46 protein-coding genes are annotated in these 24,381 nt (G+C 65.5%); 24 read left to right on the top strand and 22 right to left on the bottom strand.

Features of this window, described 5'->3' with window-relative positions; all coding sequences use genetic code 11:
* Positions 1 to 26: 26 nt before the first annotated feature.
* The 21 genes from GT007_RS02270 to GT007_RS02170 form a co-directional block, all read right to left on the bottom strand.
* Positions 27 to 215: a hypothetical protein gene (locus tag GT007_RS02270; RefSeq protein ID WP_160119924.1), complete on the bottom strand. Its 189-nt coding sequence runs from the start codon at positions 213 to 215 to the stop codon at positions 27 to 29.
* A 101-nt stretch (positions 216 to 316) separates the two neighbouring features.
* Entirely contained in the window at positions 317 to 1,390 is a 1,074-nt protein-coding gene (locus tag GT007_RS02265; RefSeq protein ID WP_160119923.1) for a tyrosine-type recombinase/integrase, read from the bottom strand.
* Between the two features lie 340 nt (positions 1,391 to 1,730).
* Positions 1,731 to 2,132, bottom strand: a complete 402-nt coding sequence (locus GT007_RS02260; protein ID WP_160119922.1) for a hypothetical protein — start codon at positions 2,130 to 2,132, stop codon at positions 1,731 to 1,733.
* Positions 2,116 to 2,439 carry a DUF4326 domain-containing protein gene (locus GT007_RS02255; RefSeq protein WP_160119921.1) on the bottom strand — a complete coding sequence of 108 codons (324 nt, stop codon included), beginning with the start codon at positions 2,437 to 2,439 and terminating at the stop codon, positions 2,116 to 2,118. Before GT007_RS02255 ends, GT007_RS02260 begins: the two co-directional genes overlap by 17 nt.
* Positions 2,440 to 2,769: 330 nt before the next feature.
* A complete protein-coding gene (locus GT007_RS02250) occupies positions 2,770 to 2,988 on the bottom strand; it encodes a DUF551 domain-containing protein (RefSeq protein WP_160119920.1) in 219 nt (72 codons plus the stop codon).
* Positions 2,981 to 3,379, bottom strand: a complete 399-nt coding sequence (locus GT007_RS02245) for a hypothetical protein (RefSeq protein WP_160119682.1) — start codon at positions 3,377 to 3,379, stop codon at positions 2,981 to 2,983. Before GT007_RS02245 ends, GT007_RS02250 begins: the two co-directional genes overlap by 8 nt.
* A complete protein-coding gene (locus tag GT007_RS02240) occupies positions 3,372 to 3,650 on the bottom strand; it encodes a hypothetical protein (protein WP_160119681.1) in 279 nt (92 codons plus the stop codon). Before GT007_RS02240 ends, GT007_RS02245 begins: the two co-directional genes overlap by 8 nt.
* On the bottom strand, positions 3,640 to 4,131 hold the full coding sequence (locus GT007_RS02235; protein ID WP_160119919.1) for a hypothetical protein: 492 nt from the start codon (positions 4,129 to 4,131) through the stop codon (positions 3,640 to 3,642). The genes GT007_RS02240 and GT007_RS02235 overlap by 11 nt, the downstream gene beginning before the upstream one ends.
* Positions 4,128 to 4,475 (bottom strand): hypothetical protein, encoded by a 348-nt coding sequence (locus GT007_RS02230; RefSeq protein ID WP_160119918.1) that lies wholly within the window; start codon positions 4,473 to 4,475, stop codon positions 4,128 to 4,130. Before GT007_RS02230 ends, GT007_RS02235 begins: the two co-directional genes overlap by 4 nt.
* Entirely contained in the window at positions 4,468 to 4,749 is a 282-nt protein-coding gene (locus GT007_RS02225; protein WP_160119917.1) for a hypothetical protein, read from the bottom strand. Before GT007_RS02225 ends, GT007_RS02230 begins: the two co-directional genes overlap by 8 nt.
* On the bottom strand, positions 4,746 to 5,396 hold the full coding sequence (locus tag GT007_RS02220; protein ID WP_160119916.1) for a hypothetical protein: 651 nt from the start codon (positions 5,394 to 5,396) through the stop codon (positions 4,746 to 4,748). The genes GT007_RS02225 and GT007_RS02220 overlap by 4 nt, the downstream gene beginning before the upstream one ends.
* Before the next feature lie 8 nt (positions 5,397 to 5,404).
* Positions 5,405 to 6,085: a lambda exonuclease family protein gene (locus GT007_RS02215; RefSeq protein WP_160119915.1), complete on the bottom strand. Its 681-nt coding sequence runs from the start codon at positions 6,083 to 6,085 to the stop codon at positions 5,405 to 5,407.
* Positions 6,082 to 6,303, bottom strand: coding sequence for a hypothetical protein (locus GT007_RS02210; protein WP_160119914.1), 222 nt, complete (start codon positions 6,301 to 6,303; stop codon positions 6,082 to 6,084). The genes GT007_RS02215 and GT007_RS02210 overlap by 4 nt, the downstream gene beginning before the upstream one ends.
* Complete coding sequence (locus GT007_RS02205) at positions 6,300 to 6,638, bottom strand: hypothetical protein (protein WP_160119913.1); 339 nt, start codon at positions 6,636 to 6,638, stop codon at positions 6,300 to 6,302. Before GT007_RS02205 ends, GT007_RS02210 begins: the two co-directional genes overlap by 4 nt.
* Positions 6,638 to 6,940 (bottom strand): hypothetical protein, encoded by a 303-nt coding sequence (locus GT007_RS02200; protein ID WP_160119912.1) that lies wholly within the window; start codon positions 6,938 to 6,940, stop codon positions 6,638 to 6,640. The genes GT007_RS02205 and GT007_RS02200 overlap by 1 nt, the downstream gene beginning before the upstream one ends.
* The gene (locus GT007_RS02195; RefSeq protein WP_160119911.1) at positions 6,937 to 7,134 is read right to left on the bottom strand and encodes a hypothetical protein; all 198 of its coding nucleotides are present in this window, start codon (positions 7,132 to 7,134) and stop codon (positions 6,937 to 6,939) included. Before GT007_RS02195 ends, GT007_RS02200 begins: the two co-directional genes overlap by 4 nt.
* Positions 7,134 to 7,397 carry a hypothetical protein gene (locus GT007_RS02190; protein WP_160119910.1) on the bottom strand — a complete coding sequence of 88 codons (264 nt, stop codon included), beginning with the start codon at positions 7,395 to 7,397 and terminating at the stop codon, positions 7,134 to 7,136. Before GT007_RS02190 ends, GT007_RS02195 begins: the two co-directional genes overlap by 1 nt.
* On the bottom strand, positions 7,397 to 7,690 hold the full coding sequence (locus GT007_RS02185; protein ID WP_160119909.1) for a hypothetical protein: 294 nt from the start codon (positions 7,688 to 7,690) through the stop codon (positions 7,397 to 7,399). Before GT007_RS02185 ends, GT007_RS02190 begins: the two co-directional genes overlap by 1 nt.
* Positions 7,690 to 8,700 carry a YdhT family protein gene (locus GT007_RS02180; RefSeq protein ID WP_160119908.1) on the bottom strand — a complete coding sequence of 337 codons (1,011 nt, stop codon included), beginning with the start codon at positions 8,698 to 8,700 and terminating at the stop codon, positions 7,690 to 7,692. Before GT007_RS02180 ends, GT007_RS02185 begins: the two co-directional genes overlap by 1 nt.
* Before the next feature lie 3 nt (positions 8,701 to 8,703).
* Positions 8,704 to 9,057 (bottom strand): hypothetical protein, encoded by a 354-nt coding sequence (locus GT007_RS02175; protein ID WP_160119907.1) that lies wholly within the window; start codon positions 9,055 to 9,057, stop codon positions 8,704 to 8,706.
* A 100-nt stretch (positions 9,058 to 9,157) separates the two neighbouring features.
* Positions 9,158 to 9,607, bottom strand: coding sequence for a helix-turn-helix domain-containing protein (locus GT007_RS02170; protein ID WP_201451767.1), 450 nt, complete (start codon positions 9,605 to 9,607; stop codon positions 9,158 to 9,160).
* Here GT007_RS02170 and GT007_RS02165 point away from each other — a divergent pair.
* Entirely contained in the window at positions 9,578 to 9,778 is a 201-nt protein-coding gene (locus tag GT007_RS02165) for a helix-turn-helix domain-containing protein (RefSeq protein WP_160119906.1), read from the top strand. The genes GT007_RS02170 and GT007_RS02165 overlap by 30 nt on opposite strands.
* 2 nt (positions 9,779 to 9,780) lie before the next feature.
* Here GT007_RS02165 and GT007_RS02160 read toward each other — a convergent pair whose 3' ends face one another.
* Positions 9,781 to 10,353, bottom strand: coding sequence for a hypothetical protein (locus GT007_RS02160; protein WP_160119905.1), 573 nt, complete (start codon positions 10,351 to 10,353; stop codon positions 9,781 to 9,783).
* A 29-nt stretch (positions 10,354 to 10,382) separates the two neighbouring features.
* Between GT007_RS02160 and GT007_RS02155 the strand changes: the two genes are divergently transcribed.
* From GT007_RS02155 to GT007_RS02050, 23 genes are all read left to right on the top strand, one after another.
* Positions 10,383 to 10,652 carry a helix-turn-helix domain-containing protein gene (locus tag GT007_RS02155; protein ID WP_160119904.1) on the top strand — a complete coding sequence of 90 codons (270 nt, stop codon included), beginning with the start codon at positions 10,383 to 10,385 and terminating at the stop codon, positions 10,650 to 10,652.
* Positions 10,649 to 10,816 carry a hypothetical protein gene (locus tag GT007_RS02150; protein ID WP_160119903.1) on the top strand — a complete coding sequence of 56 codons (168 nt, stop codon included), beginning with the start codon at positions 10,649 to 10,651 and terminating at the stop codon, positions 10,814 to 10,816. Before GT007_RS02155 ends, GT007_RS02150 begins: the two co-directional genes overlap by 4 nt.
* Positions 10,813 to 11,388: a hypothetical protein gene (locus GT007_RS02145; RefSeq protein WP_160119902.1), complete on the top strand. Its 576-nt coding sequence runs from the start codon at positions 10,813 to 10,815 to the stop codon at positions 11,386 to 11,388. The genes GT007_RS02150 and GT007_RS02145 overlap by 4 nt, the downstream gene beginning before the upstream one ends.
* On the top strand, positions 11,385 to 11,507 hold the full coding sequence (locus GT007_RS22725) for a hypothetical protein (RefSeq protein ID WP_268894535.1): 123 nt from the start codon (positions 11,385 to 11,387) through the stop codon (positions 11,505 to 11,507). The genes GT007_RS02145 and GT007_RS22725 overlap by 4 nt, the downstream gene beginning before the upstream one ends.
* Positions 11,494 to 11,724, top strand: a complete 231-nt coding sequence (locus GT007_RS02140; protein WP_160119901.1) for a transcriptional regulator — start codon at positions 11,494 to 11,496, stop codon at positions 11,722 to 11,724. Before GT007_RS22725 ends, GT007_RS02140 begins: the two co-directional genes overlap by 14 nt.
* Positions 11,721 to 11,885, top strand: coding sequence for a hypothetical protein (locus GT007_RS02135; RefSeq protein WP_160119900.1), 165 nt, complete (start codon positions 11,721 to 11,723; stop codon positions 11,883 to 11,885). Before GT007_RS02140 ends, GT007_RS02135 begins: the two co-directional genes overlap by 4 nt.
* Positions 11,885 to 12,334, top strand: coding sequence for a VRR-NUC domain-containing protein (locus tag GT007_RS02130; RefSeq protein ID WP_160119899.1), 450 nt, complete (start codon positions 11,885 to 11,887; stop codon positions 12,332 to 12,334). The genes GT007_RS02135 and GT007_RS02130 overlap by 1 nt, the downstream gene beginning before the upstream one ends.
* Entirely contained in the window at positions 12,331 to 13,113 is a 783-nt protein-coding gene (locus tag GT007_RS02125) for a hypothetical protein (protein WP_160119898.1), read from the top strand. The genes GT007_RS02130 and GT007_RS02125 overlap by 4 nt, the downstream gene beginning before the upstream one ends.
* Complete coding sequence (locus tag GT007_RS02120; RefSeq protein WP_160119897.1) at positions 13,110 to 13,829, top strand: hypothetical protein; 720 nt, start codon at positions 13,110 to 13,112, stop codon at positions 13,827 to 13,829. The genes GT007_RS02125 and GT007_RS02120 overlap by 4 nt, the downstream gene beginning before the upstream one ends.
* Entirely contained in the window at positions 13,826 to 14,512 is a 687-nt protein-coding gene (locus GT007_RS02115) for a phospholipase D-like domain-containing protein (RefSeq protein WP_160119896.1), read from the top strand. The genes GT007_RS02120 and GT007_RS02115 overlap by 4 nt, the downstream gene beginning before the upstream one ends.
* Before the next feature lie 142 nt (positions 14,513 to 14,654).
* Positions 14,655 to 14,822, top strand: coding sequence for a hypothetical protein (locus GT007_RS02110; protein ID WP_160119895.1), 168 nt, complete (start codon positions 14,655 to 14,657; stop codon positions 14,820 to 14,822).
* Between the two features lie 121 nt (positions 14,823 to 14,943).
* Positions 14,944 to 15,378, top strand: a complete 435-nt coding sequence (locus GT007_RS02105; RefSeq protein WP_160119894.1) for a hypothetical protein — start codon at positions 14,944 to 14,946, stop codon at positions 15,376 to 15,378.
* Positions 15,375 to 15,920 (top strand): hypothetical protein, encoded by a 546-nt coding sequence (locus GT007_RS02100; RefSeq protein ID WP_160119893.1) that lies wholly within the window; start codon positions 15,375 to 15,377, stop codon positions 15,918 to 15,920. Before GT007_RS02105 ends, GT007_RS02100 begins: the two co-directional genes overlap by 4 nt.
* On the top strand, positions 15,920 to 16,093 hold the full coding sequence (locus tag GT007_RS02095; RefSeq protein WP_160119892.1) for a hypothetical protein: 174 nt from the start codon (positions 15,920 to 15,922) through the stop codon (positions 16,091 to 16,093). Before GT007_RS02100 ends, GT007_RS02095 begins: the two co-directional genes overlap by 1 nt.
* On the top strand, positions 16,086 to 16,871 hold the full coding sequence (locus tag GT007_RS02090) for a hypothetical protein (RefSeq protein ID WP_160119891.1): 786 nt from the start codon (positions 16,086 to 16,088) through the stop codon (positions 16,869 to 16,871). The genes GT007_RS02095 and GT007_RS02090 overlap by 8 nt, the downstream gene beginning before the upstream one ends.
* Complete coding sequence (locus GT007_RS02085; protein WP_160119890.1) at positions 16,868 to 17,380, top strand: hypothetical protein; 513 nt, start codon at positions 16,868 to 16,870, stop codon at positions 17,378 to 17,380. The genes GT007_RS02090 and GT007_RS02085 overlap by 4 nt, the downstream gene beginning before the upstream one ends.
* A 454-nt stretch (positions 17,381 to 17,834) precedes the next feature.
* Positions 17,835 to 18,095, top strand: a complete 261-nt coding sequence (locus GT007_RS02080; protein WP_160119889.1) for a hypothetical protein — start codon at positions 17,835 to 17,837, stop codon at positions 18,093 to 18,095.
* A gap of 47 nt (positions 18,096 to 18,142) precedes the next feature.
* Positions 18,143 to 19,489: a terminase large subunit domain-containing protein gene (locus GT007_RS02075; RefSeq protein ID WP_160119888.1), complete on the top strand. Its 1,347-nt coding sequence runs from the start codon at positions 18,143 to 18,145 to the stop codon at positions 19,487 to 19,489.
* The gene (locus GT007_RS02070; RefSeq protein WP_160119887.1) at positions 19,486 to 21,477 is read left to right on the top strand and encodes a portal protein; all 1,992 of its coding nucleotides are present in this window, start codon (positions 19,486 to 19,488) and stop codon (positions 21,475 to 21,477) included. The genes GT007_RS02075 and GT007_RS02070 overlap by 4 nt, the downstream gene beginning before the upstream one ends.
* Before the next feature lie 68 nt (positions 21,478 to 21,545).
* A complete protein-coding gene (locus GT007_RS02065) occupies positions 21,546 to 21,818 on the top strand; it encodes a hypothetical protein (RefSeq protein WP_160119886.1) in 273 nt (90 codons plus the stop codon).
* The gene (locus GT007_RS02060; protein ID WP_160119885.1) at positions 21,818 to 22,642 is read left to right on the top strand and encodes a hypothetical protein; all 825 of its coding nucleotides are present in this window, start codon (positions 21,818 to 21,820) and stop codon (positions 22,640 to 22,642) included. The genes GT007_RS02065 and GT007_RS02060 overlap by 1 nt, the downstream gene beginning before the upstream one ends.
* Before the next feature lie 135 nt (positions 22,643 to 22,777).
* The gene (locus GT007_RS02055) at positions 22,778 to 23,854 is read left to right on the top strand and encodes a N4-gp56 family major capsid protein (protein WP_160119884.1); all 1,077 of its coding nucleotides are present in this window, start codon (positions 22,778 to 22,780) and stop codon (positions 23,852 to 23,854) included.
* Between the two features lie 45 nt (positions 23,855 to 23,899).
* Positions 23,900 to 24,268 (top strand): hypothetical protein, encoded by a 369-nt coding sequence (locus tag GT007_RS02050; RefSeq protein WP_160119883.1) that lies wholly within the window; start codon positions 23,900 to 23,902, stop codon positions 24,266 to 24,268.
* The last annotated feature ends 113 nt before the right edge of the window (positions 24,269 to 24,381 follow it).

Raw genomic sequence — 24,381 nt, 5'->3', positions numbered from 1 at the left:
CGGGGGGCGGGCAACCGGTGGTGAAGTCAGGGCTGGGCTTTGGTTTGGTCGGGGGTGGACCCAGGGGGGGCGGGTGCGTCGGGCGATTCGGCCCGGGCGCGGGCCTGGGTCTTGCGCCGGCGCAGGTTCTCCCGCAGGGCGGCGGCCAGGCGGGCCTCGCGCTGCTCTGCGGCGCTCGGGGGCGGTTTCGGGGCCTGGGCGTCGGGTGCGCTCATGGGGCTAAAAACCAGCGATATCAGGGGAAGGATGGTGCTGCCAGAGAGGATTGAACTCTCGACCTCTCCCTTACCAAGGGCGCGGTCTGCTTGCAAGAAGGCTAGGACTTCCGCTGTTTTTTGGCCAGCCCGCTACCTGCCTGCACGGATTTTGCTCGCCCATCCAGCCACGCCATGGCATCCTTACGATAGGCATCCGGCATGCGCTTGGCATACCGCTCCACCATCTTCACAGAGCCCCAGCCGCCCTCATCACGCAGCCGCTGAAGATCCTTGTGGATGCAATAGTGCCATGTCGCCCAGGTATGACGGCAGTCGTGTGGCGTGAGCTCGGCTGACAGACCGGCCCGCTTTCGCGCGCCAGCCCAACCAGTTTTGATTTGGCCACCGCCCTCTCGGCCGTTGTCTCTATAGCTCGCCACCTTGCGGCCTGCGCGCGCCGGAGGCCGGAACACGGGCCCCTTGCGGTGCGGGAGCGCAGAGAGCGCCGCAAGGACAGCGGGGGGCAATTCCACATCTCGCTCGTCTTGCTGCTTCTGCCATACCGTCGCCCTGCCGCCTCGCAGGTCCACCTTGCTCCAATCCAGTTCCAGCGCCTCAGACAGGCGCACACCTGTGCCGATCAAGAGCACCAGAAGCGGGCGTAGGTGCGGCGCTGCGGCCTGTACAAGGGCGGTTGCCTCAGCGGGGCGCAGATACGGTGTGACCTGCTTCGGAACTTCCGGCGATTTGAAGGCGGGCCGCGCGCACCAGCCCATGATGGCGGCATGCTCGAGGATCGCTCGGAGCGGCACCAGCACGTTTCGCAGCTTGGTGGCCGGCGCTGCCTCAAGGCCCTTCTTGAGGCACGCACGATAGGCGCCCGGCAGCGTTTCCTGGGTGATCTTGCCGAGCTGGGTTGTGCCGTAATGATCCAGCAGCTTGCTTATCAGCGCCTTGTCTGCTGGGCGCCGTTCGCGGTCTTCCAGATAGGACGCTACGGCGTGCGCAAAGGTGACGACCGCCCGGGCGCCATAGACGCTACGGTCCCAGAGCTCCGCTTCCCGCTTCGATCGGTAGGCTTCGGCTTTTTCGGGTTTAGAAGTGCCCGTGCTCTCGAAAATGCTTTGTCCTCTGACCGTGCCACGGACATAGAGGATGGCAGTTCCGGGGCGCGAGACAACCTTGAGGGGCATTCCAGGCTCTCCACCAACCGCGCGAAATCGGCCTCAGATGCGACGATACGGCGCCCGGCGCGCCGATGGGTAGGGCCACCGGCATAGTGCGGGTGGTCCTTGAGGTGGCTGAGAAGCCAAGTCCGACCGCAATGCAGCCGGGCCTGCATATCAGCCAGTGTCAGCAGGGCATCACCCATCGGAGCCTCCCTTCAACCGCTGACGCAGCCGCCACACGGCTCGGCATATCCAACGGCCATCTGGCAGCAGGACGATAGGGTGCGTGCCGTCTGGGCCGTGCGGGTCTGGCTCGTTTGCCGGGCGCTCTCGCACCACATGGGCGCTGCGTTCGGCGGCGGCGTTAGACTGGCCTGTCATTAAGGCCCCCCTTGATCAACACAAGCTTCCCTTTTGGAGTAGATGCTGGACGCCGCGCCCAGGACGGCAGATCGCCAAATTCACGCCACTCATGTCGGCACTGACGCATGTGGATATGACGCTCTTCGCCGAATTCGCCTCTGTGCGTGCCTTCGCGATCCACAGTTGACCAGCGGGTTCCGTTCCCGTCGATGAAGAAGGACACGATGTAGGTCGTGATATCCCCGGTCTTTTCGCCGCTCTCGGTCCAAACCGTGGAGAACTCCGCGCTTGCCACAAAGATTTCTTCCCGGTCTCGGCGCTTCCATTCACGCCAGTCATGCCATCGGCGGTAGAGACGGGCGCCCCACCACGGCACCCTCTCAGCGTCAGGCTGGCCGGTCATCGGCGCCTCCTATCTCTGGCGCATTGGCCAGTTCCAGCAAAACGTCGGCGTGACATTCCTGATCGAGGCGGCACCAGCAGGCGAGGTTCTTGCCTCGGATTTCCTTCAAGCGGTCGAAGAAGAAAGCCCGATCGGCATTCGACATCCCAGCCACATCCTCCCGGTAATGCCGCGCTGTCGGGCCGGCATAATTCCCCCACGGGCCAGGGCGCGTGACCGCAATGGTCCCAGGTGGCATGCGCCAACCCTTCAGGCGCTTCAGCTGCACGCGCACAGGAACTCTCCCCGTATCAGGCTGGGCGGTCATGGGGTGGCTCCGATCAGGTCCAGCAGGTCGGGCGTGCGCATGCTCTCCCGAGCCCTGGCCTGGATGCCTGCCCGCCGCATAGGTGCGTCGTATCGGTTATGGCATCGCTGGCACATGGCCTTCAGGTTTTCGTCTGCGCAGTTCCATGGTTGATGATCGAGGTGGGCCACGGTCAGCACGACTACGCTTCCGGTGATCGGGTGTGCCATGCCCTGCTTAGCCATGCAGCGAATACCTTCGAGGTCGAATTGCTCGCACCGCCATCCTGCACGATCCCGGCGTATGCGGAGGCTGATGTCGGGCCAGTTGTCTGGATATAGCGAACGGTTCTCAGCCCTGATCGGCATCCCCACCTCCCGGCGGCGCGGGCAGGGGGCGCCAGTGGGTCAAATCACGCTGCCCTGGGATGATTTCGCTATCCCAGGAATGGACCCAATGCTTGCCGTCCCACCACCCATGCAGTAAGCCGACAACACGGTCCCAAAGCAGAACGAATGTTCCATCCCTGGGCGCGCTCTCAATCGGCAGCCAGCCGTTGTTATCAGGCATCCCGCCCCTCCTTGGCTGCGTAGGGGGTGGCGGACACGGCCGCACGATAGATGGCGCGCAGGCTCAGCCCCTCCAGCACTTCCTTTGCGTCCTCCCAATCCGAGCCCTTGAACTGCTCCTCCAGGTTGCGTTCCGCCGCCACCTCCATCTGCGGCGTGATGCCACCGCGAGCAGGAACAAGCGTCGCCTCCCCATTGACCAGCGCCATCAGCGCGGCCTCGCCTCCGGGGATGGTGGAGGTGAGGGCAGAGAGGGTGGCGGTGGCGTTGCGCAGGTCAGCATCGGACAGCGGCGCCGTCTCATCCACCGCAGCCGCAGCAGCCCGGAACGCCCGCAACGGCGCCTCCCGGATCGCCCGCGCCATCGCTTCGATGATCTCGTCCTTAGACATCGCAATCTTCCTCCCGTCCGAGGCGCAGCAGCGCCTTGCGCAGGTCCATGCCAAGGTGGGTCAGGTTGAGTTTCCAGTCGCCGCGCTCCTGGATCGGCGCCGTGGCTGACGAGACAAGCCCAATCTCCGCCAAGGCGAAGACGCGACGCTCGTCGTGGCAGCGCTTACCGACGATGAAGCGGCCCCAGCCGCTGTCATCCATGAAGCGCAGGTAGGTCAGCACCTTCGCGTCTCCGGCAGCGGCCTCAATCAGATCCTGATCACCCTGCATCGGAGCCTCCCCGCGCGCGGATGGCAGGCTTGAGAAGCGCGAGATGCACTACCTTCAGTGCGTCCTCGGGCTTCATCTCGGCTTCCACCCAGCGGCCTTCGCCTACATGAACGGCGATAGTAATGTGCGGAGGCGCGCCATCGAAGCAGTCCCACTGCTTGACCATGACCCGGACATCTTGACCGTTGCGGTTGGTGGAGCGGATGACGCCAACGATGCGCTCGTCATCCGTCAGGTCAGCGAACGGCGCCCCCTCCCTCCGCGCCTGCTCCACTTCGGTGGCGTGCTGGGCGGGGGTGATCACGCGGCCGAGGTAGATGTGGCACGCCATCTGTTCGGGCGTGCCCCATTCTCCCTCGAACAGCCACTTTTGGTGCCCGGGCCACCACGTCATGGCGAATAGTTCACCAGAGATTGCATCAGCCAGCAGGCGCAGACCATGCACCTCACGGTCCTGCGGATACCCATCCCACCCGCTCATCGGCTGGGCTCCAGGAGTGCGCGGTCGATCTCTTCGAGGGCCTGCAAGCTCTCAGCAAAATGTGGTGCGTCTACGTCATCCATCGTGGACGGGTCGCCGCCTACCGTGATGCTCTCGAGCAGGCAGTCATGTTCGGCCTGGATGAACTCGCGCGCCCTAACCAGCGCCTCCCGCAGCGCCTTGATCTCGGCGGCGTCGGCGTCGTAGCGCGCCAGGATGGAGGCGATGGTAATGGGGGTTCCATCAACCTGGATCAGCGTGCCGAAGGCAACAGATACCCCGGCGAAGGCCGCGCGCAGGGCCTCCATCTGCTCATCGGTCGCGGGCTTCGCTGCGTCAGGCATGGTAAGCCTCGTCTTCGCAGGCCTTGACATCCTCGCGTGCGCACTCGGCAGGGTCGGCGTCATGGCCGTGGTGGAAGGGTGCATCGCGCGGCAGGTCTTCAAGCCAGCCGCTGTCGATATTCTCCCGCGTCCAGCCCCTCAATAGGGCATAGCGGACGAACTCAGTGCAGTAGGCTTCCCGCCAATCAGCCTCGTAGGCGTCGTTCAGGTGGTCCCATTCATCGCCCTCGGCCGCGACGACGGCGGCATGTCGTGCTTTCCAGTCCACGATCACCCCTCCCCCTGCGCTCCGGTGGCGGGGGCGGGGAAGCCGTCGTCCAGGAAGGCGATGGCGTCGTTGATGGCGGCAGCCACCTTCTCGGCGAGCTCGGGATAGCCGGTGCGCAGCTTCTCCTGGCGGGCGACGAACCCCTGGTGCGCCGTCAGCGCCTTGAGGTCGGCCAGGGTCGCAGCGGCCTTCACGCGGGCCACCATGTCGTCGGCCGTGTTCTGCGCCGCGACGGCGGGGTCCACTCCGGCGGCCTGCTTCGGTGCCGCGGGCTTGAGAACCTGCACCTTGTAGGGCACGCGCTTCGTCTTGGTCGCCGTCAGCACGACGTTCATGTCGCGCTCGATGTGCGACATGTGGCTGATCCGGATGCCGCCGGTCTCGAAGCCGCCATAGGTGACGGTCGGGTCACGGTAGAGGGTCATGGCGCGGCCCGGGTATTCCGAAGCCTGCGCGCCCCATGCCGCCAGCAGGACGCGGCGCATCGACTTGCACGGCTTGAAGGGGCGTCCATTGTCCCCCTCGAAGTAGATGGAGACCGGCTGCTCGGCGTTGGCGTTTCCCTTCACCGCGGTGATTACCACGGTGCGCGGGCCGGCCTGCAGGTCGTCGGCATTCAGCTGGTCACTTTTGGGCGCAACCAGGGTGCTCATGTCTACGGTCACAGGATGATCTCCTCTGGGCGCCTCTCCGTGGGCAGCCAGCGCAGGTCGTCGGCTTCCAGGTTGGCGCGATAGGTTTCAACGAGTTGGGAGGCCGCTTCCTCGAACATGGTAGCGGCATGGATAATGGAGGCCTGGATGCGCTTGTCGGGGTAAACCCGAAGCGTCACCATCGGCAGGCCGCCGCTGTAGCTGATGAAGTCGCACCACGCCCGGCCGGTCACGAGCAGGGCGGTTTGCACCTGCATCACGTAATCGTCCGGCATCTGGCGCGCGCAGATCGTCGCCACCTGGAACTTCTGGCGGCGGCTTTTGATCTCGATCAGACCATCATCGCCCACCAGCCCATCAGGCGAGCAGCCGAGGGTAAAGCCCCACTCGTCGTTAGTGACGAAGCCGCACGCGGTCACGGGCGCATAGGCGTCGGCATACCGTTGCCGGGCCTCGATCTCGTCGTCCTGGCCGCGCAGCATGTCGTCACCGATATAGGTCGGCTCCACGAACCCACTGATGCGCTGGGCGACCAGCTCGAACAGGTGCGCGCGCTGCTTGTCGTTGGCAGCCGGCTTGAGGCTGGGCGTCACGATCAGCTTCATTTCGCTAGCCGTGAGCAGCCCGCACCGCAGCGCCAGCCACTCCTCGCTGCCCTGGATGACCTCGGGGTGATAGGTGATGGTCATGCCTGCCCCCGGGCCATGTCGGAAAGCGCGTCAAGCGTCGCCTTGACGATGGGCTCGTATGCCTTGGCGCGACGGGCCAGCTTCTCGCCGCCATCGTCGTCCTTCTCCAGCATGCGGGCCGTGTCGTAAGGGCCTAGCCGTTTCTTGTAGACCTCGACAGTCAGCGGTCCGATGACGGCGGGATCGTAGCCGGGCGGGCGCGGGATCGGCTTGCTCACGGCTTCACCGCCTGCGCAGCCTGGCGGGCGGCGCGGTCAGCTTCCGTCTGGCGAAGGCGCGCCTCGACGATGGGCGGGAAGCCCATATTTTCCATGGGCTCGCCGCTGCTTTCCCATTCGTCGATCAGGAATCCTGCTTCGTCGATATCGTTGTCTCTCATATACGCGACACGGGCTTCCGAGCATTCGACATGCGAGCGAAGGGTGTTGAAATCGCCGTCGTATTTGAACGCCAGGTAGTGGTGGCGCTCACCCTTCAGGATGGGCTGGCGGCATTCCTCGCAGACGTGCTGCTTAGCCGCGGTCACGGTGCGGACGGAGCTGAACTCACCCATCACCACCTCCCCATCACGTTGACGAGCCGGACGACCTCGGCGCCATCGCCCCAAGCGTGCGCGTGCATGATCGCGGCCACCTGGGTCAGCGTCTCGCTGGTACGGTCGCCTGGAAGCTGTGTCGCCAGCTCGCGCAGCACCTCGGCCGAGCGGAGCAGGGCACAGGCGTCGTGCAGGTTCGGTCGGTCATCCGTGACCGGGCGCGCTTCGATGTGGCGCGCGGGGAACACGGGGCGCCGGCGCGGGAACTGCACCACCACGGGCGGTGCGGGGAGCGCGGGAGCATTGGACTGGGCGCTCATGACCGTACCTCGGCGCGGGAAGCTGCGATGGCGGCTTTCGCAGGGTCCGCCGCTTCCAATAGATGCAGCAGTAGGTCGGGCGTGTTGTCGTGCCCCGCCCTCACAGCGGCGACAATGATGTGGCATGCTTCCATGGCCAGCGCAGCAGCCTCCTGGCTGATCTCACGCGGCGCGGGGGTGCTGGTGGGGGTCATCACGCGGCCTCCTTGATCTGCCGCGCCATCACGGCGCGGGCGTTGTGGGCGATGTGCTGGGCATGCAGCAGGCAGCCGGCAGCCAAGGCTCGCAGGCCGCCATCGTGAGCAACTTCCAGGGCCTGGGCGGCGGTATACGCCTCGCCCAGGTCGCAGGTGTGCGGCCAGATCGCATGCGGCACGTCGCCCAGGTCGTCCCCGTAGTCGCTGACAAGAGCGGCGCTGATGGCCGCGATCCGCGCGCTGATGCTGGTGTCGGGCATCACAGCATCTCTCCCAGCTTGCGGGCGTCGCGGTCGCCGGAAAGGCGCAGGTCAGCGCGGAACGGGCGCAGGGCACCCTCCAGCGCGGCCACCATCTGCTCGCGGATCGCGATGTCGCCGGCGTCCAGCTCGTGCAGCGCCACATCGGTGAACCCGCCAACGCCGTGAACCACCGCCCACAGGCGTTCCGTCACCGCATGCGCCTCGGGCTCGTAGTTCGGCAGATCATCCGGCCCCGGCGCATAAAGCGGGCTCGACGGGTGGGTGTAGGAGATACCTTCGGGGTAGGACATCACACGTCCTCCACGAACTGGCCGGCGCCATCAACGCGATACCGCACGCCTACCTTAACCCTCTGCTCGCCGGGCGACAGATCGCCATCAGCCGTGGTGCAGGTCGCAAACCGGTAGCGACAGCCATCCCACCACACCGCGGCACCGCAGCTATTGGGGCCGAGGGTCAGGCGGCTGTCGGCGCCCGCCGCAGCGAGGCTGCTGTCGGCGCCCGCCGCAGCGAGGCTGCTGTCGGCGCCCGCCGCAGCGATGCGGCTGTCGTCGCCCGACGCAGCGAGGCGGCTGTCGGCGCCCGCCGCAGCGAGGCTGCTGTAGTGGCCCGCCGCAGCGAGGCGGCTGTAGTGGCCCGCCGCAGCGAGGCGGCTGTCGGCGCCCGCCGCAGCGAGGCGGCTGTAGTGGCCCGCCGCAGCGAGGCGGCTGTAGTGGCCCGCCGCAGCGAGGCGGCTGGCGTCGCCCGACGCAGCGATGCGGCTGGCGTCGCCCGACGCAGCGAGGCGGCTGTAGTGGCCCGCCGCAGCGAGGCGGCTGTAGTGGCCCGCCGCAGCGAGGCGGCTGGCGTCGCCCGACGCAGCGATGCGGCTGTCGGCGCCCGCCGCAGCGAGGCGGCTGTAGTGGCCCGACGCAGCGATGCGGCTGGCGTCGCCCGACGCAGCGAGGCGGCTGTCGGCGCCCGCCACCACCTTCTCGGCCGCCGCAGTCGTAATCCTGATCTGATCGGCCACAGCCTGGGCGATGAAATCGCCCTGGGCCCCCCATGCGTCGATGACGTGACAGTCCAGCCAAGCGGCATCGGATCGGCGACCATCGGACAGCAGCGCCTCGATGGTCTCACCGTAGCTGGCGCCATTCGGAAACTTGGCGCGGAACCAGTCGCGGCCGTCCTGGCACGCGCCCCACTCGCGGATGCGGCAGATGGTGATGCGGTAGGGATCGGCGGGCGTGGCCACCTCGGTGGCGGGGACAGGATCGGCCTTCTTCGCACGGCTGCGGCGGGGCTTCGTCTCGCTCATGGCTCAGCCCTCCCCGCGCGCAGAGGCGATGGCGGTGCTGGCGGCCCGCATAAGGTCATCCAACAAATCGGAGGACTTCGCAGGAAACTCGGCAGCCACGCACGCTTCGTGGTAATCTTCGAGCAGCGCCGAGTGGCGGGGGTGGGTGTGGTCGTGGAAGGCCAGAAGATCATCCAGCGCCTCCAGCAGCGCCGGGGCCGCCGCGATCAGGCGGCGCCGCTGGGGCCAGAGCGCCCGGCTTTCTTCGAAGGCGTCTTCCGGGGAAAGGCAAACGATCGTGCCATCTTCGGCTTCGACCCAATCCGCCTTTTCGCCCCACTGGTCAGCCGGCGTAAGGGCGTTTTTCGTCTCGCTCATCTCGGGCTCCTCTTGGAGCCAGCGGCTCCGGGTGTGGAGCCATAGATGCCGGAATTTCGCTCAGTGCGAAAGAGAAAATTTCGCGTAGAGCGAAAAAACTTTAACCCTTCGGTTCTTCGCTCGGCATCCGCTCGCCTAGCTTGATCCAGTCCTCGGCGGCCTCAACGGATTTTGTTCTCGCGATCTCCGAGGCTTTGCGAATTAGTTCCGCTCTGGGGCCGTCTTCGGGCGCCATGAAGAGCGCGACTGGATGCACGCCATAAGCCGCTGCCAGCTTTTCAAGCTGCTCTAGCTTCACGCCTTTCTTGCCCCTCTCGAAATCAGAGAGGTAACTGTATGACAAGCCCGTGATGTTCGCAACTTGTTCCAGCGTCAGCCCTCTGGCTTCGCGATGCGGTCTTAGGAATTGATGCAATGTCGTTGTCATTCCTAGATTATTGCGCTGCAAGCAGGACTTCTTTAGCGTCTGGACGCGAAGTTTCGCCTTGCGCGAAATTTCGCTGTGTGCGAAATCATCTGCATGCAGATCGCCGCCTACCGTGAAAAGCATCGACTAACGCTCTTGGCGATGGCCCGGCGCGTAGGGGTGCCACTGACAACGCTTTACGGCTGGGAGGCGGGTACACGCCGGCCATCATGGGATGCTGTGGCCAAGCTGGAGCACGCTACCTCCGGGGAGATCACTGCCGCCGATTTCGTGCCAAAGCGCGAGGTGGCCTGATGTCACGAGCTCTCGCCAGACCCTCGCAGATAGGCGCGCCTTTCAGCCTTGTATTGATCGCGCCGGTTGTCTTCGACCTGTCGTTCCAGCGCGTTCAGTTTGCTGCCGAAATCCCAGATTTCCCGCTGAAGGCTGCTGACCTCGCGCTCATGCTCGTTGACGAGCCCGGCGATGCTCATGACCGCGTAGCCGCACACCATCAAGCATATACCGACAGTGGCCATCTGGGGGGAGCCGCTTACCAAGATGCCCAGCCCCGCCGTCATTATAAGGGGGCCGGGCAAACCAGACAGTTTCATCAAAACCTCCATGCTTTCATTCCCTGGCGCATGGTGGGGCGGCGGCCGGTTATTGCGCAACAGCGTAGGCCGGCTGCCGCAAATCCTTCCCGCAGCGTCGCCAGCGGCCGGACAGGCCTGGCGCTCCGGGCAGCCGCGCGGGCCGGATACCCCCGCACTGGGCCTCTCTCCTGGTGTCTGACTGCGGGTGTCGCTGGCGCGCCCTGCGCATTTTCCAGAGAGGTGCCCGAGCAGCGCGCCAACGCTGCCCGGGCCGTTACCGAAAACGTCGTCCATGCCCCGAACTCTATCCAGGAGCATGCGACATGACTGTCATCACGATGGACAACATTGCCACCGTCTTGCGTGGCAAGTCCCCCAAGCAACTCGCCCGTCTCGCCCGCGTCCATCCTCGCACCGCCGCCCGCTGGCAGGCTGGGGAGAGCGCGCCCGGCGCCGATGACCTCGTGCGTCTGATGGCCGTGGACGCGGACATTTTCTCCGAAATCGCCCGCCTCGCTGGTCGTGCCGATGCCGGGCAGATCGCCCAGGCCGCCAACCACTTGCGCCACGCCCTCAAGGAGCTTGGCGGATGACGATTTGGATCGCTTTCGGCTGGGTCGGATTTGGCGCCGCCGGCGGACATCTCCCCGAGCTGCGCGTCGGCATTGTCGCTGTCGGCTGCTCCTGGGGGCTCATCACAGACACCATGCGCGACGGCCTGCACAAGGCCCTGCGCGCGCTCGGGAGGAACGCATGACCAACGCTGATTGGGTCTACGAACTTGCCCGCCAAGGCAAGGGCCGCTCCGCCATCATGGCCGCGCTCGGCATGTCGCACCGCACTCTGTTGCGAGCCATCGCTACGCTGCGGGAGCAGGGGCGCTATCTGCCCGCGCTCGCGCCCGAAACGTTCTGGACCGATGAGCGCCTGGAAGTCGTGCGGCGCATGCTTGCTGACGGCGCTACGTCCATGGAGATCGCCGCTGTGCTGGGGCGCACTCCGGAGGCGGTGCGGTCGCGCATCGTCATTTTGCGCCGGGAGGGCGGATTATCCCGCGCCAGCGCACCTATTGGGGCCTCGCCTACTCCGCCGGCTGCTGACCCGCCTGCCGGATCGCCCCATCCTGCCAAAGCCACCGCGTGCCCCAACGCTTCAATCACGCCGGCCGAGGTGAACCCGCGCGAGGGCTGCGCAAGCGGTGTTGAGACGGGAAGGGTGGGAGCGGGTCAAATCACTGATCGCTATGTGCTGAGCCTGCTGGCGCGCGGTGAAAAGCTTGAGAACGCAAAGCGCCAAGCAGAGCTTTACCGGCAGCGGAGGGCGGCATGATCGCCACGATCCTGCAAAGCGCCGTGCTGATCATCATTGGCGGCGGCGTCGCCCTCGCTGTGTGCGCGCTGATCTGGATGCTCTCGGACTGGACGGACCAAGAGCATGACATCGACTGAGCCCCTGACCCTGGCCGGCGTCTATGCCCGGCTGAACCGCGCCGTCCGTGAGGCAGGCTCGCAAACGGCATTTGCCGCCCAGCACGGGCTGAGCCTTGGCCACCTGAATGACGTGCTCAACAGCCGGCGCGAGCCGGGCCCGCTGGTGCTGCGCGCCCTCGGCCTGCGGAAGCGGGAAATCTACGTCGAATTGAGTAAGCCCGAGGTGCCGGCATGACCGAGCCCAGGCCCATCACCACCGATGAACTGAACCGCATGCAGGCGGTCATCCTGAAGCACGGCGGCTCGTATCGCTACGCCGCGCTTGAGCTGAATATAGATGAGGCGCGCTTGCGGCGCCTGATCCCGCCGCCCAGGCCCAAGAAAGGGCGCCGCTGATGCTGGTCGCGCACGACATGCCATTGACGGATGAGATTGAGATGCTGGGCGCCAGGCCGAAGCGGCGCGCGCCCGAGATGGATATCCAGAAGGGCATCGTTGCCTTCCTGCGCCGGGCGCTCCCGCACGCTGTCGTGGCGGCCATCCAGAATGAGCGGGGAGCGGACGGCAGAACTGAGGGTGCACGTCTACGGTATGGCGCGCTGCGCAAGGCCAGTGGTGTTGTGGCGGGCTTCCCAGACCTGATGGTGCTGCTGCCGCAGCGGGTGGTGTTCCTGGAGGTGAAGGCGCCCAGGGGCGTCGTCTCCGAAAGCCAGGAGCTGCTGCACCCGCGCATCCGCGCGCTGGGCCACCCGGTCCACATCGTTCGCAGCATCGAGGACGCCGAGGCGGCAATGACCGCGGAGGGCGTCCGCCTCTCCGCCAGCACAGGGAGGAGGCGGCCATGAGCGAACGGCTTCGGTGGTCCAAATTCTGGTGGCAGGACCACGAGAACGACAAGGCGCTGCGCTCGTGCAGCTTGGCTGCTCAGGGCCTGTGGATGCGCATGCTGTGCGTCATGGCCGAGGCCGAGCGTCACGGCTTCCTGCTGATCAATGGCCGCCAGCCCAGCGCCCGCCAACTCGCCGCGATCACCTCGGCTCCTGAGCGCGACGTGGCCAAGTATCTGAATGAGCTGGATGAAGCTGGCGTGTTCAGCCGCGAGCCGGACGGCACGATCTTCTGCCGCCGCATGGTGCGGGATAACGCCGCCCGCGAGAAGGCGAGGGAGGATGGCCGCAAGGGCGGCAACCCCCGCCTTAAGGCCGAAGTCCAGTCTGAGGATAACAGGGGGGTTAACCCCCCCCTTAAGCTCCAAGAGGCAGAGGCAGAAGCAGAGATACAGAAACCCCCCTCACCTCCTTCGGAGGTTCGGTCCCCCCGTGGCTGTCGGCTGCCTCCTGACTGGCAGCCGAACGACGAGGATGCCGAATACGCGGCCCGTCTCGGGCTCGATCCGAACAGGGTGGCCGAGAATTTCCGCGACTACTGGCACGCCAAGGCTGGCAAGGACGCGGCCAAGCTCGACTGGCCCGCCACCTGGCGCGGCTGGTGCAGGCGCGACGCAGAGCGCCAGCCCAGGCCAGCACGTTCCGCCCCACAGCCCGAAAGCAAGCTGGGCTGGATGTTCCCCGATCTGGGCCGCCAGTTCGATCTGGACAGCCGCGCCGAGGAGGTCATGCAATGAACGCCATCGCCCCGCGCCAGGCCGGCGCCATCGCGATCCGCCAACCGTCCCAGGCGCTCGCCCGGGCCCTGGACGACGAGAACGCCCGCAGCAACGCCGAAGCCGGCTGGCAGAGCGAGCGTCGCCCGTTGCCCCAGCATGTGGTGGATGAAGCCCAGGCCCGCGCCCGTGCCATCGCTGACCTGCCCAGCATCACCGCTCGCGACATGGCCGAGTGGATGCGCCCGATCAACGCCGCCGTCCGCAACCCGCAGGGTCAGCAGGACTTCGCCGCGCGCGTCGCCGCCATCACTGAGTTCTGCCACGGCATCCCAGCCTGCCTGTTCACGCCCGAGGCGCGCAAGGAAGTGCTGCTCTCGGCCGATGGCTTCTTCCCCAGCGCCGCCAACGTCCTCGCCGCCGTCCAGCCCGGGCACAACGACCTGAAGCGCGAGGCGCGTCACCTGCGCAACATGACGGCGCCGGCGTCTCAGCCCCAGCGCCAGGCGCAGGCCGACGCCGCCCAGCTCGCCCGCGAGGCCGAGGCCAACATGGCCAAGGTCGCGCAGCTCCGCGCCGAGGCCGACGAGCGTGCCCGCGCCAGCCGGCCGGCAATCCGGGCGAGCAAGTCCCGCGTGCTAACGCCTGACGAGCTGCGGATGGCTTATGAGCCGCTTGCCGCCGCCGGTAACCAAGCGGCTATTGCTCGTCTCGCTGCTCTGGAGGGGATGCTATGACCGGTCCGAACCTTAACGAAACGCCGCTGCCCGGGACGCTGGGCGAACGCTTTCGGGACCGGCCGAGCAACCTCGATCGAGGAATGGTGGCGTGCGTCTTCCGAGACATCGAGGGCGCTCTGGTCGAGCAAATATCCCGCTGGCCGGTGGTCATCGGCTGCGTTGCGTGGCTGACAAATCCCGCCGTGTTGCGCGCCCTCTCGACGCGCGAAGCCGTGAGCCTCGTGGTGCAGAAGGAGGACTTCCTTAGGCCAGATGCCGGAAACTGGTCGGCCGGTCAGACGCGGGCCGCCTATGAGCGCTTGCCGGGTACGTCTCGGTACAATTTCGCCGGTGTGTGCGACCTATCGTTCGCATCGGATGACAGGCTGCCGCCCGTTGTCTGCGCAGGCGTCCATGCACAGCGATCCGCCATCCCGCCTCGGATGCACCACAAGTTCTTCGTGTTCGGCTCCTTCGATCATACGCGGTCATGCAATCCCACTTTCGTCCCGGCCGAAGTGTGGACCGGCTCATTCAACCCGACGGTGAACGGCACCCGTTCCCTGGAGAATGCGGTCATCATCCGCGATGCCGAGATCGCCACAGCCTACGAGGCCGAGTGGGCAAACGTGGTGACCATTTCCGAGCCCCTCGATTGGACCGCCGAGTACGTCGATCCGCAATGGCGCGTTGGCACATGACCCAAAAACACGCGCGCGCGCGCGGTCAATCGGCCCGCTCTGCGACCAACGAAAGGGAATGACCATGGAAGCCGAAGCGGCGATCAAACCGTCCCGCGTGGACAGCTTAGAATTGGAGTTTGAGGCACTCGGGCCTGCCAAAATGTCGCTCACCATCACCAACGACATGCAGGTGGAGTTCGACGATGGCGATGGCGTCAAGCGCCCTGCTGGGGACCTGCTGTACATCCCGCCCGGCGCCACCGAGTTCGTCCCGGTCCGTGAGGATCTGGACGAGCTGCACCGCCTGCGCGGTGTGAAGGAGGTGTGAGGTGGGCAGATTGGTAAACGTCCCGGCTATGTTGCATCCGATCCCAGGGACACGATTGACCTACGGCGTGCATGCCGCAGGGCCGATCACCATCAGCGGGCGGTGTGGCGCCGCGCACACGATGAGCGAGACAGAGCTCCGAGCGCTGTATCGGTGGCTGGGCGATTTGCTGGCCCCCGTCGACCGCCCCATCCCCCCGCCCTCCGAAGTCGCGCTGACCGCTAAGCAACTCTACGATCTATTCGGCTATATTCACGATAGATGCCACGATGCGATCATGTGCTTGAAGCGCGGGAATAATATAGGCGCGGCATATTTCGTTGGCGGCATGTTGGAAAAGATCAAAGCCCATGCAGGCTCATCCTCCGAGGTAAGTGCTGTCAGAAGCAGAATTGCATATTCCATTTCTGATGAAGTGTCGTGCATCAATAATATTCTTCACTTCATGGAAAATGGCATGCCTATTAAGGCGGCCACGCTTCTCGGAGGCATGAGGGAGAGAGCCCGTGCAATCGGCCATGCGCCGCATGGTGAACTAATGAAGGCCACCCCATGACCCCGCCTGAGCCGCTGAAGCCGTTTCAGTCGAACCGCTCCAAGGGGCGCATCAAGCATGGCCACACCAGCCGTGAGTTGCTGCCCGGAAAGGAAACCGGCACATATCAGTCCTGGCGCGCTATGCGTGTCAGATGCCGGCTCGCGGGGCGCTGCAACAGTGATCGCTACAAGGACGCTGGGATCACCAGAGACCCCCGCTGGGATAGCTTTGCAGCGTTCCTGGAAGACATGGGCGAACGCCCTCTTGGAACGTCTCTGGATCGCTGGCCCGACATGCGCGGCAATTACGAGCCCGGGAACTGTCGCTGGGCGACTGCGCGTGAGCAGGCCCGCAACACCATCCGGACCAAGCTGACCTTTGAGAAGGCGGTCGAGATTGCGACACGGCGCCTGAACGGTGAGCCAAGCGCGACAATCGCGCGCGACTATGGCGTCAGTGCCAACACACCCCGTGAAATTGGCAAAGGCCGCGCTTGGCCTGACGCACTTGCCCAAGCCATCGCCGCCTGGAACCGCCGCGCAGAGGAGGGGAGGGAGTGATGCTGTTCATCGTGTTCCTGCTGCAAGCAGTCGTCAGCATGGCTGGCGTCATCGAAAACTACCAAGGGGGCGACAAGGCCCTGACCGTCGCTTGGGCCATTCTGCTCGGCGTCAACGTCGCCATGCTGCCCGTGTGCGTCGCCCTCTGGCTGAGGGACCGCGACCATGCCTAACCTCGCGGAGAAGCTGGAACAGATCGGGGCGGACTTCGCCGCCATAAAGGAAAGCGCCAAGGCGTCGGAGGAAAACCATCTTGGCCTGTTCCTCGCTGCTCTAAATGTCGCGCTGACCCAGCTCATCGAAGCCCTCGCTGCCGCGCACCGGGACCGCGCCACGCTGGATGACCATGATCATCATTATGATCATCAGGCCGGACTTATGTGCAAAAAGTGCAAAGAAGTCCCGGCGCGGCCTGCCACCACAACCATCATTGACCACGATGGCCCGGGGGCTAGCCCATGGGTAACGAAGGCCACCCGTTTCCCGCCCACGCCGGATGAGCGGGCTGCGGAGCGCGCTGTTGAAATCGGCGCCTCCCTCACACCACCGCCCTCCCTCGCCCCGATCTGCGCCGAGCTGGGCCTGTCGCCCGGCGAGGACGTGGGCGCCATCGTCGCTGCCATCAGGGCGGTGAGGGAGAGGGCTGTTGAGATCGTCAAGGAGCAGCTTTCGACCCCTGAGGGCGTGCACATCAACATGTTGCGCGCGACCATAGCTCGCCTGACGTGGGACCAATGCATCCATCTCCACCCAGTGGCCTATGCACAAGCCGTCTCCGAGGCCGTCGCGAAGGCTGAGGCCAAGCTGATCCGCGAGTTCATCGCGGATTGCACGGGGCATCCTGTCGGGGCTGGCGATGGCGATACCTACATCGTCAAGACGCCGAATATCAGGGCGTGGGAGCGCCGCCTTGCCGAAATACGCTCGCGCGGCGGGGAGGGGGGGCGGTGAACGCCCTGACCGACGACACGGCGAGGCTCGGCGCGAGGAACCTCGCGCTGCACCAGCAGCAAGTCACCATCCTAGCCCCCGTCGAGATCGCCCCCGGAGACTGGCGCATCCAGCGCGCCGCCGCCTGGCGCCTGCCCGCTGACCACCCCGACCGCACTGTGTGGGACTGGATGGCCCATCGCGGCCACATCAGCCCTCAGCAGGCCCAAAACATGTCCGCGCTGGCCAATCTGGCGCTGGCAGCTGGGGCCACCCGCAGCAGTGTGGCGCGCTACAGCCCGCTCAAGGGGCGCGCCGTGTCCTCGGCTGACGACTACGGCCCCGAGGATGAGTGGCGCGCCCTGCTGAGGGATCTGCCAGGCGTGGCGTATGAGGCGATCAGCGACATGTTGCTGCACAACATCCACCCGGGCCCCCATCTCCACGTTGTGTGCCAATGCCTGGATCGGCTGGACTACCTGCCCGAGCGGTGGGCGGCGGATTTGTGGGAGGGTGAGGATGGACCGTGAGCGTTTTGATTGGCTCTGGCGCCAGTGCAGGTTGGCCGATAAGGCGGGGGACTGGCGAGCGCGGGGGGCATTTAGCGCGGCGCTGGCATATGATCTCAACCGGGATTTACAGTACCGCAGCGCGGGGTGTGTCGACCCTGATGGGATCATACGCAGGACGCATGAGCGGTATTTCCCGTTCCCGCCAGCCGATTACACCGCTCAGAAACCCCTTGACGACACCCCCACGCCTATGCCAGTGAAGCCCGAGCGATGACGCACGCCCGGAGCCTGAGAAGGCTGCCGGGCTTTTTGTTTTGGGGGCTGCGTGGCTGGGAAGGGCGGTCGGACAGCGGGAACGCGAGTAGGGCGGGGTGCGGGTGTTGGCGGCCCCGCGCAGGGGGTTTGTGCGGGCTGGGGAGGCCCCGCGAATGGCGCAGGCGCCCGTGGGGCCGGGCCTGGACGGCCGCGTGGCGTGAAGGACGGCGACGGGAAGAAAACTGTGGCCGATCTGCTGGAAGAAGCCGGAGCGCGCGGGAAGATCGCCCAGCACTGGCTTAAAATCATCGAAAATCCAGACCACCCCATGCACGCCCAGATGCTCGACAAGGGGGCGCAGCGACTGGACGGCGCGCCCATCGCCCGCACCGAGCACAGAGGCACAGCCGCCTTTGTCCTGATCGGCGAGCCTGAGGCCGAGAGCGCCTACGAGTGGGAGCGCGCGTCCCGACCGTAATCTGGCGGCCCTCCTCCGGCCCCCAGAAGGCATTGCTGTCCTGCCCCGTGTTCGAGGTGTTCTTCGGCGGGGCGCGCGGCGGGGGCAAGACGGACGGCATGCTAGGCGAATGGGCCCAGCATGCGGCGCAATATGGCTCGCATGCTATTGGCCTTATGGTCCGGCGCACGCGGGTGGAGCTAACCGAGACTTTCGAGCGCGCTAGGGTGTTGTTTGGGCCCATAGGAGCGCAATTCACCGCTACCCCTATGCGGGTTGTGATGCCGAATGGGGCGCGTCTCAATTTCGCCTACCTTGAGCGCGATGCGGACGCCCAGGGGTATCAGGGCCACAGCTACACAAGGGTCTACGTTGAGGAGGCGGGCAACTTCCCCTCGCCGGCGCCGATCCTGAAGTTGATGGCGACGCTGCGCTCTGGTGTTGGGGTGCCGTGCCGGATGCGCTTGACGGGCAACCCAGGCGGCCCTGGGCACCAATGGGTGCGAGCGCGCTACATCGACCCGCATCCGCAGGGGATGAAGGTCATCACTGACCCTGAGACGGGGCTACAGCGGGTCTATATCCCGTCGAGGGTGACGGATAACCCACATGTCGGCGCCGAGTATGTGCAGCGTCTCAAGGCTTCGGGCTCGCCCGAGCTGGTGCGGGCGTGGCTAGAGGGCGATTGGTCCGTCATCTCCGGGGCGTTTTTCCCGGAGTTCAGCATGGACCGGCACGTCATGGCACCGCGTGAGCTGCCCGCGCACTGGTATCGGTTCCGGTCGATGGATTGGGGTTCAGCCCGGCCGTTTTCCGTGGGGTGGTGGGCGGTCAGTGACGGTGCATTGCCGGATATCGCGCGTGGTGCGCTGGTGCGATACCGCGAGTGGTATGGGATGCAGCCGGGGCAGCCGAATGTCGGACTGCGGCTGACGTCTGATGAGGTCGCTGTCGGGATCAAGGAGCGTGAGGTGGGCGATATGCCGAAGGGGAAAGCGATGTCTGGCGTCGCTGACCCGGCGATTTTCGCCAATCAGGACGGCCCTAGCATCGCTGAGCGGATGGCACTGCACGGGGTGTTTTTCGACCGCGCTGACAATGCCCGGGTGTCGCAGCGCGGCGCCATGGGCGGCTGGGATCAGCTGCGGCAGCGCCTCAAGGGCGACGCCGAGGGACGCCCGATGCTGGTGGTATTCAACACCTGCCGCGATTTGATCAGGACGCTACCTGCGCTGCAACACGACGAGAGCCGGCCCGAGGATGTGGACACGGAAGGGGAGGATCATGCGCCCGATGAAGCGCGCTATGCCTGCATGTCCCGCCCGATGACGCGCACGGACCCCGCCGCCGGTATCCGTCGGCCAGACAGCTATGCGACCCAGCGGCCTGCGGGCCGTGGAGGGTGGGCGGCTTGAGCGACGACACCGGCGGCCAGGGAGACGATTTCGAGGAGGAGGGCTCCGAACTCGAAGACGAGGCTTTGGCGCGCCGCGCACAGGAGTTCAAGCGCAAGGCGCTCGACCATGCCCAAAAGTGGCGCGAGGAAGCCGCCGAAGATTACGCTTTCCCCGCTGGGGACCAGTGGACGCGCGAGGAAAGGGCCCGCCTGGAAGAAGATGGGCGGCCCGTCATCACATTTAACCGCATCGGCCCCATGGTGCAGGCCGTTGTCGGCTCCGAGGTCAATAATCGCCAGGAAATCAAGGCGATCCCGCGCTCATTCGAGGACGCGGGGGCTGCGGATGTCGCCACGAAGCTGATCACGTTCGCACGCCAGCAATCCCAGGCCGAGGATGAGGAAAGCCATGCATTCACCGATCTGGTGACGTGCGGCATGGGCTGGACTGAGTTGCGGATGGACTATTCCAGCGAGCCGGACGGAGAAATCTGCGTAGACCGGTTCGACCCTGCCGAAGCGCTCTGGGACCCGGCAGCGCGCAAAAAGAACCTGGCGGATGGGCGCGAATTCGGGCGGGTGCGCAAGTGGCGCCTGGATGTGGCTATGGAGGAATGGCCTGAAAAGGCCGCCGAACTGCGGGCCGCCCAGCTGCTTGGAAGCGAGGACGGGGCCGAGCAAGCATCTGCCCTGCCGCGCGACCGCTACGGTACGACCGGCTTCACGTTGCATGACAACGAAAGCCGCGTGCCGATGGTGGAGATACTGCACTACCAGTGGTGCGAGGAGCACCATGTAGTGCTGGTTTCCGACGCCAGCGGCAGGCAGGAACTTGAGCCGGAGGAATGGGATAAGGTCCGCAAGAGGCTGCGGCTACTCGGCCTGCCTGAGCCGCGCTCGGTCAAGCAGAAGCGCCGGAAGTGGTATCAGGCTGTTGTGGCTGGGAATGTGGTGTTGGAGCGCGGGGATTGCCCGTTTCCTGATGGCCCGACGCTGCGCTGTATGACGGGTATCCTGGACCGGAACACCGGCCATTTCTACGGCATCGTCCGGCCGATGAAAGACCCGCAGCGGTGGGCCAACATGTTTTTCGTGCAAGCCCACCATGTGCTGGCGACCAGCGCGAAAAGCGGCCTCCTGATCGAGGAGGGCGCGGTGGAGGATGTGCGGGAGCTGGAGCGCACCTATGCGCTGCCTGGTGGCGTCTCGAAGCTGAACCCGGGCGGCCTGAACCGTATCAAGGAAAAAATGGCGGCGAATGTGCCCGCCGGACTTGAGCGAATGATGCAGTTCGCTGTGGCATCTATTCCCGATGTCACCGGCATCAACCGCGAGATGCTGGGTCTGGCGGACAGAGAGCAGGCCGGCGTTCTGGAAGCTCAGCGCAAACAGGCCGCGCAGGCGATCCTAGCCCCTTTGTTCGACGGTCTGCGTCGCTATCGCAAGGGTGTCGGTGAGGTGCTGCTGTATTTCATCCGGCAGTATATGCCGCGCGACATCCAGGTGCGCGTGCTGGGCGAGGATGGGAAGCCCGAGTGGCTGAGCGCGGCCATGCTGCCGGACGCGGCGAAATACGACATCATCGTGGATGAGGCGCCTACCTCGCCCAATGCCAAACAAGAGGTGTGGGCGTCGCTGGCGCCCATGCTGCCGGCCATCATGAAGCTGGGCATGCCCACGGCAGTGTGGGGAGAAATCCTGAAGTACTCGCCCATTCCGGCTAGCGCGGTGGAACGCATCATGGCGGCGTTGCAGCAGCAAGAGCAGCAGCCTGGGCGTCCGGACCCCGAGGCGCAGAAGGTGCAGGCGCAGATTGCCGGCGAGCAGGCGAAAACGCAGGCATCTATCCAGGCCACGCAGATGAAGGCGCGGGCCGAGGTCGAGGCCAAGGCCATGACCACGCAGGCGGATATCGAAATCAAGCGCGCCGCTGCCGAGGCGAAGCGCACGGACCAAGCAATGGCAGCATGGCTGCGCGCGGTCCCGTATTCGCCGCTGACCAACTGAGATCGCCAGCCGGGGGCGTTATCCCGGCTTCGCCAACCGCCCGGCGTTATGGGCATGAAGGATACACGATGAATAAGGCTGATATCGAAGCAGGCCTCGGACTGCTGCGGAAACTGCTGCCGCGTGAAATCGAGGTGGTCGAAACGGAAAACTCCGGCGGCACTATGATGGCGATCCTGGCCCATCAAAAAGCCGGCCAGAAGCGAATGGCGACCCGCGTCCCGCGTGGGGTTGATGATGTCGATCCGAAACTTCCGGATGAGGCGCAGGCCTTCTTCATGGAGGCGGTGATCAAGGCGCAGATCGAAGCGCAGAACCGCCGGCTGATGGAGCAGTTCTGATGAGCGAGACGGTCAACACGCCGGCTGAAGCACCCCAGATCGACCCGACCACCGCGAGTGATGCGGATTTCTCCGCCGCTCTGGATCAAATCGAGGGAACCTCGGAACCGGAGCTTCCCAGCGAGCCAGCGGAGACGGCGCCAGCAGCTCCGAAAATGGTCCCGCTTTCGGCGCTGCACGAAGCGCGCGCCGAAACGCGCAAGGAACGTGAAGAGCGGCTGCGCAGCGAGGCGGTGATGAATGACCGTCTTTCGAAGATCCAGGAGCAGTTGGCCGCACGGGACAAACCCGAGCCTCCGGTGATCCCGGAGTTCGAGGCGGACCCCGCCGCCAATCTCGATCACCGCATGCGCCGCTATGAAGAATGGCTGACCGCGCAGGAACGGCACGCCCAGGCGCAGGCGCAGGTCTCCCAGTTCCAGTCCGCCTATAAGGCAGCGGCCAGCCAGTTCACGGCAGAGGCGCCGGACTTCCAGGAGGCCTACGCGCATGCGGTGAAGCACATGCAGGCTTTGCAGCAGGTCACCGGCATCCCTGCTGACCGGATGGAGCAGGAAATTGCGCTGTCCGCGATGCGCTCGGGCCGTAACCCGGCCCAGGCCGTCTATGAATTTGCGAAAACAGCGGGATATGCGCCGAAAGCTGCGGAACCCGATCTGTCGGCGCAGCAGCGTGGGCAGGCCGCGACCCGCACTGTCGGCCAGGCCGGCGCCCCGGGTGGGGCGGTCAACGCAAGCGCGCAATCGCTGCTGCGTGCCGATCTGAAGACCATCGGCGCTATGTCCGATGCCGATTTCGAGAAGGTGCTAGCGGCCATCCGCTAGGGCTCACTGGCCTAACCAGTGTTCGGGCGCGCGGCCCCGTAAGCCGCGCTTTCGCCTCCTGTCCGGGCGCAAGCGGACGGATCGCAGCGCAGCGTCACGCGCCTCCCGATCCACAATCCATCACAGGAGGCCATTATGGCCGACACGAATTACGCCACCAACAATCCGTTGGCGGTCAAGCTCTGGGCCAAGCGCCTGGAAGCGGAAATGCTCAAGAAGTGCTACTTCGGCGACTTCATGGGCGAGGGCTCCGACAACATCATCCAGGTCAAGACCGAGACGAAGAAGTCTGCCGGTGACCAGGTGACGTTCGGCCTGCGTATGCAGCTCACCGGGACCGGCGTGACCGGTGATGGCGTGCTGGAAGGCAACGAGGAAGGCCTGACAACCTACACCGATGCGCTGGTGATCAACCAGCTGCGCCACGCGGTGCGCAGCGCCGGCAAGATGTCCGAACAGCGCGTGCACTTCTCTGTGCGCACGGAGGCCAAGGATGGCCTGGCGGACTGGTGGGCGGATCGTCTCGACACGGCCCTGATGAACCAGATCGCGGGCAACGTCTCGGAAACGAGCATCGCCTATACCGGTATGAACGCCGCGACGGCGCCGGACAGCAACCATGTTCTGCTGGCGAACACCGCCGCCGCGAACGAGGCGGCACTAGTGGCCGGGGATCAGTTCACGCTGGGGATGCTGGACCGGGCCGTGGCCCGCGCCAAGACCATGGTCCCGATGATCCGGCCGCTGCGCAAGGGCCGCAAGCCCTTCTACGTGTGCTTCATCCACCCGTTCCAGACGGCGCAGCTGCGCTCGCAGACCAGCAATGCACAGTGGGCCGACATCCAGCGCGCCCTGCTGCAAGGCGGCCAGGACCAGAAGGACAACCTGCTGTTGCAGGGTGGCGATATGATCGGCGTCTACAACGGCGTCATCCTGTACGAGAGCGCCCGCGTCCCGAACGGCCTGACTGCCGGCAACGTTCCCATCGCCAATGTGCGCCGTGCGATCCTGTGCGGCGCGCAGGCCGCCTGCGTGGGGTTCGGCCAGGACACGCCGGAAAGCGCGTCGCCCTACACCTGGGTCGAGAAGAAGTTCGACTACGACAACAAGCTGGGCGTGGCCGCAGGCGGCATTTTCGGCGTGAAGAAGACGCGCTTCAACTCGCTGGATTACGGCACGATCGTGCTGTCCTCCTACTCGCCGCAGCCGTAACCCAGGAAAGGACAGAGAACCATGGCTGGGACCATTCCCGCTCGGATGATCGAGCATCAGGTAGTGCATTACCTGCGCTACAATCTCGCCTACAACACGGTCGGCGCCAGTGCGGGCGTCCAGATCGGCACGATCCCCGGCGGCGCGCAGATCGTGGACTGCGTGGTCAATGTGCAGACCGGCTTCAATGCGGGCACCACCAATCCGGTGACGGTCGGCACGACCGCGACCGGCGAGGAAATCGCCACGGCGGCCAACATCGCGGCGGGCACCACTGGCGGCAAGCGCATGACCACGGGCCTCGCGGTGCAGCCGGCCGCCGATCAGCCTGTCTATGTCAGCTATATCCCCACGGGAACGGCTGCGACGGCCGGCGCGCTGACGGTGTGCGTCGCCTACGTGCCGAACCAGTAAGGGGGGGGCGCACGATGCTGGCGGGCTCCTATCCCCAAATTTATGGCCCTCTGGCGACCACTCCACTGCCGGCGACCGGCCCCTTTCTGGGGCCTCGGCAGATGGTGGGCGGC

The organism is Rhodovarius lipocyclicus (assembly GCF_009900765.1).
Lineage (GTDB): Bacteria > Pseudomonadota > Alphaproteobacteria > Acetobacterales > Acetobacteraceae > Rhodovarius > Rhodovarius lipocyclicus.
Note: the sequence above shows the minus strand (reverse complement) of the source record. Positions and strands in the feature narration are given on the sequence as shown.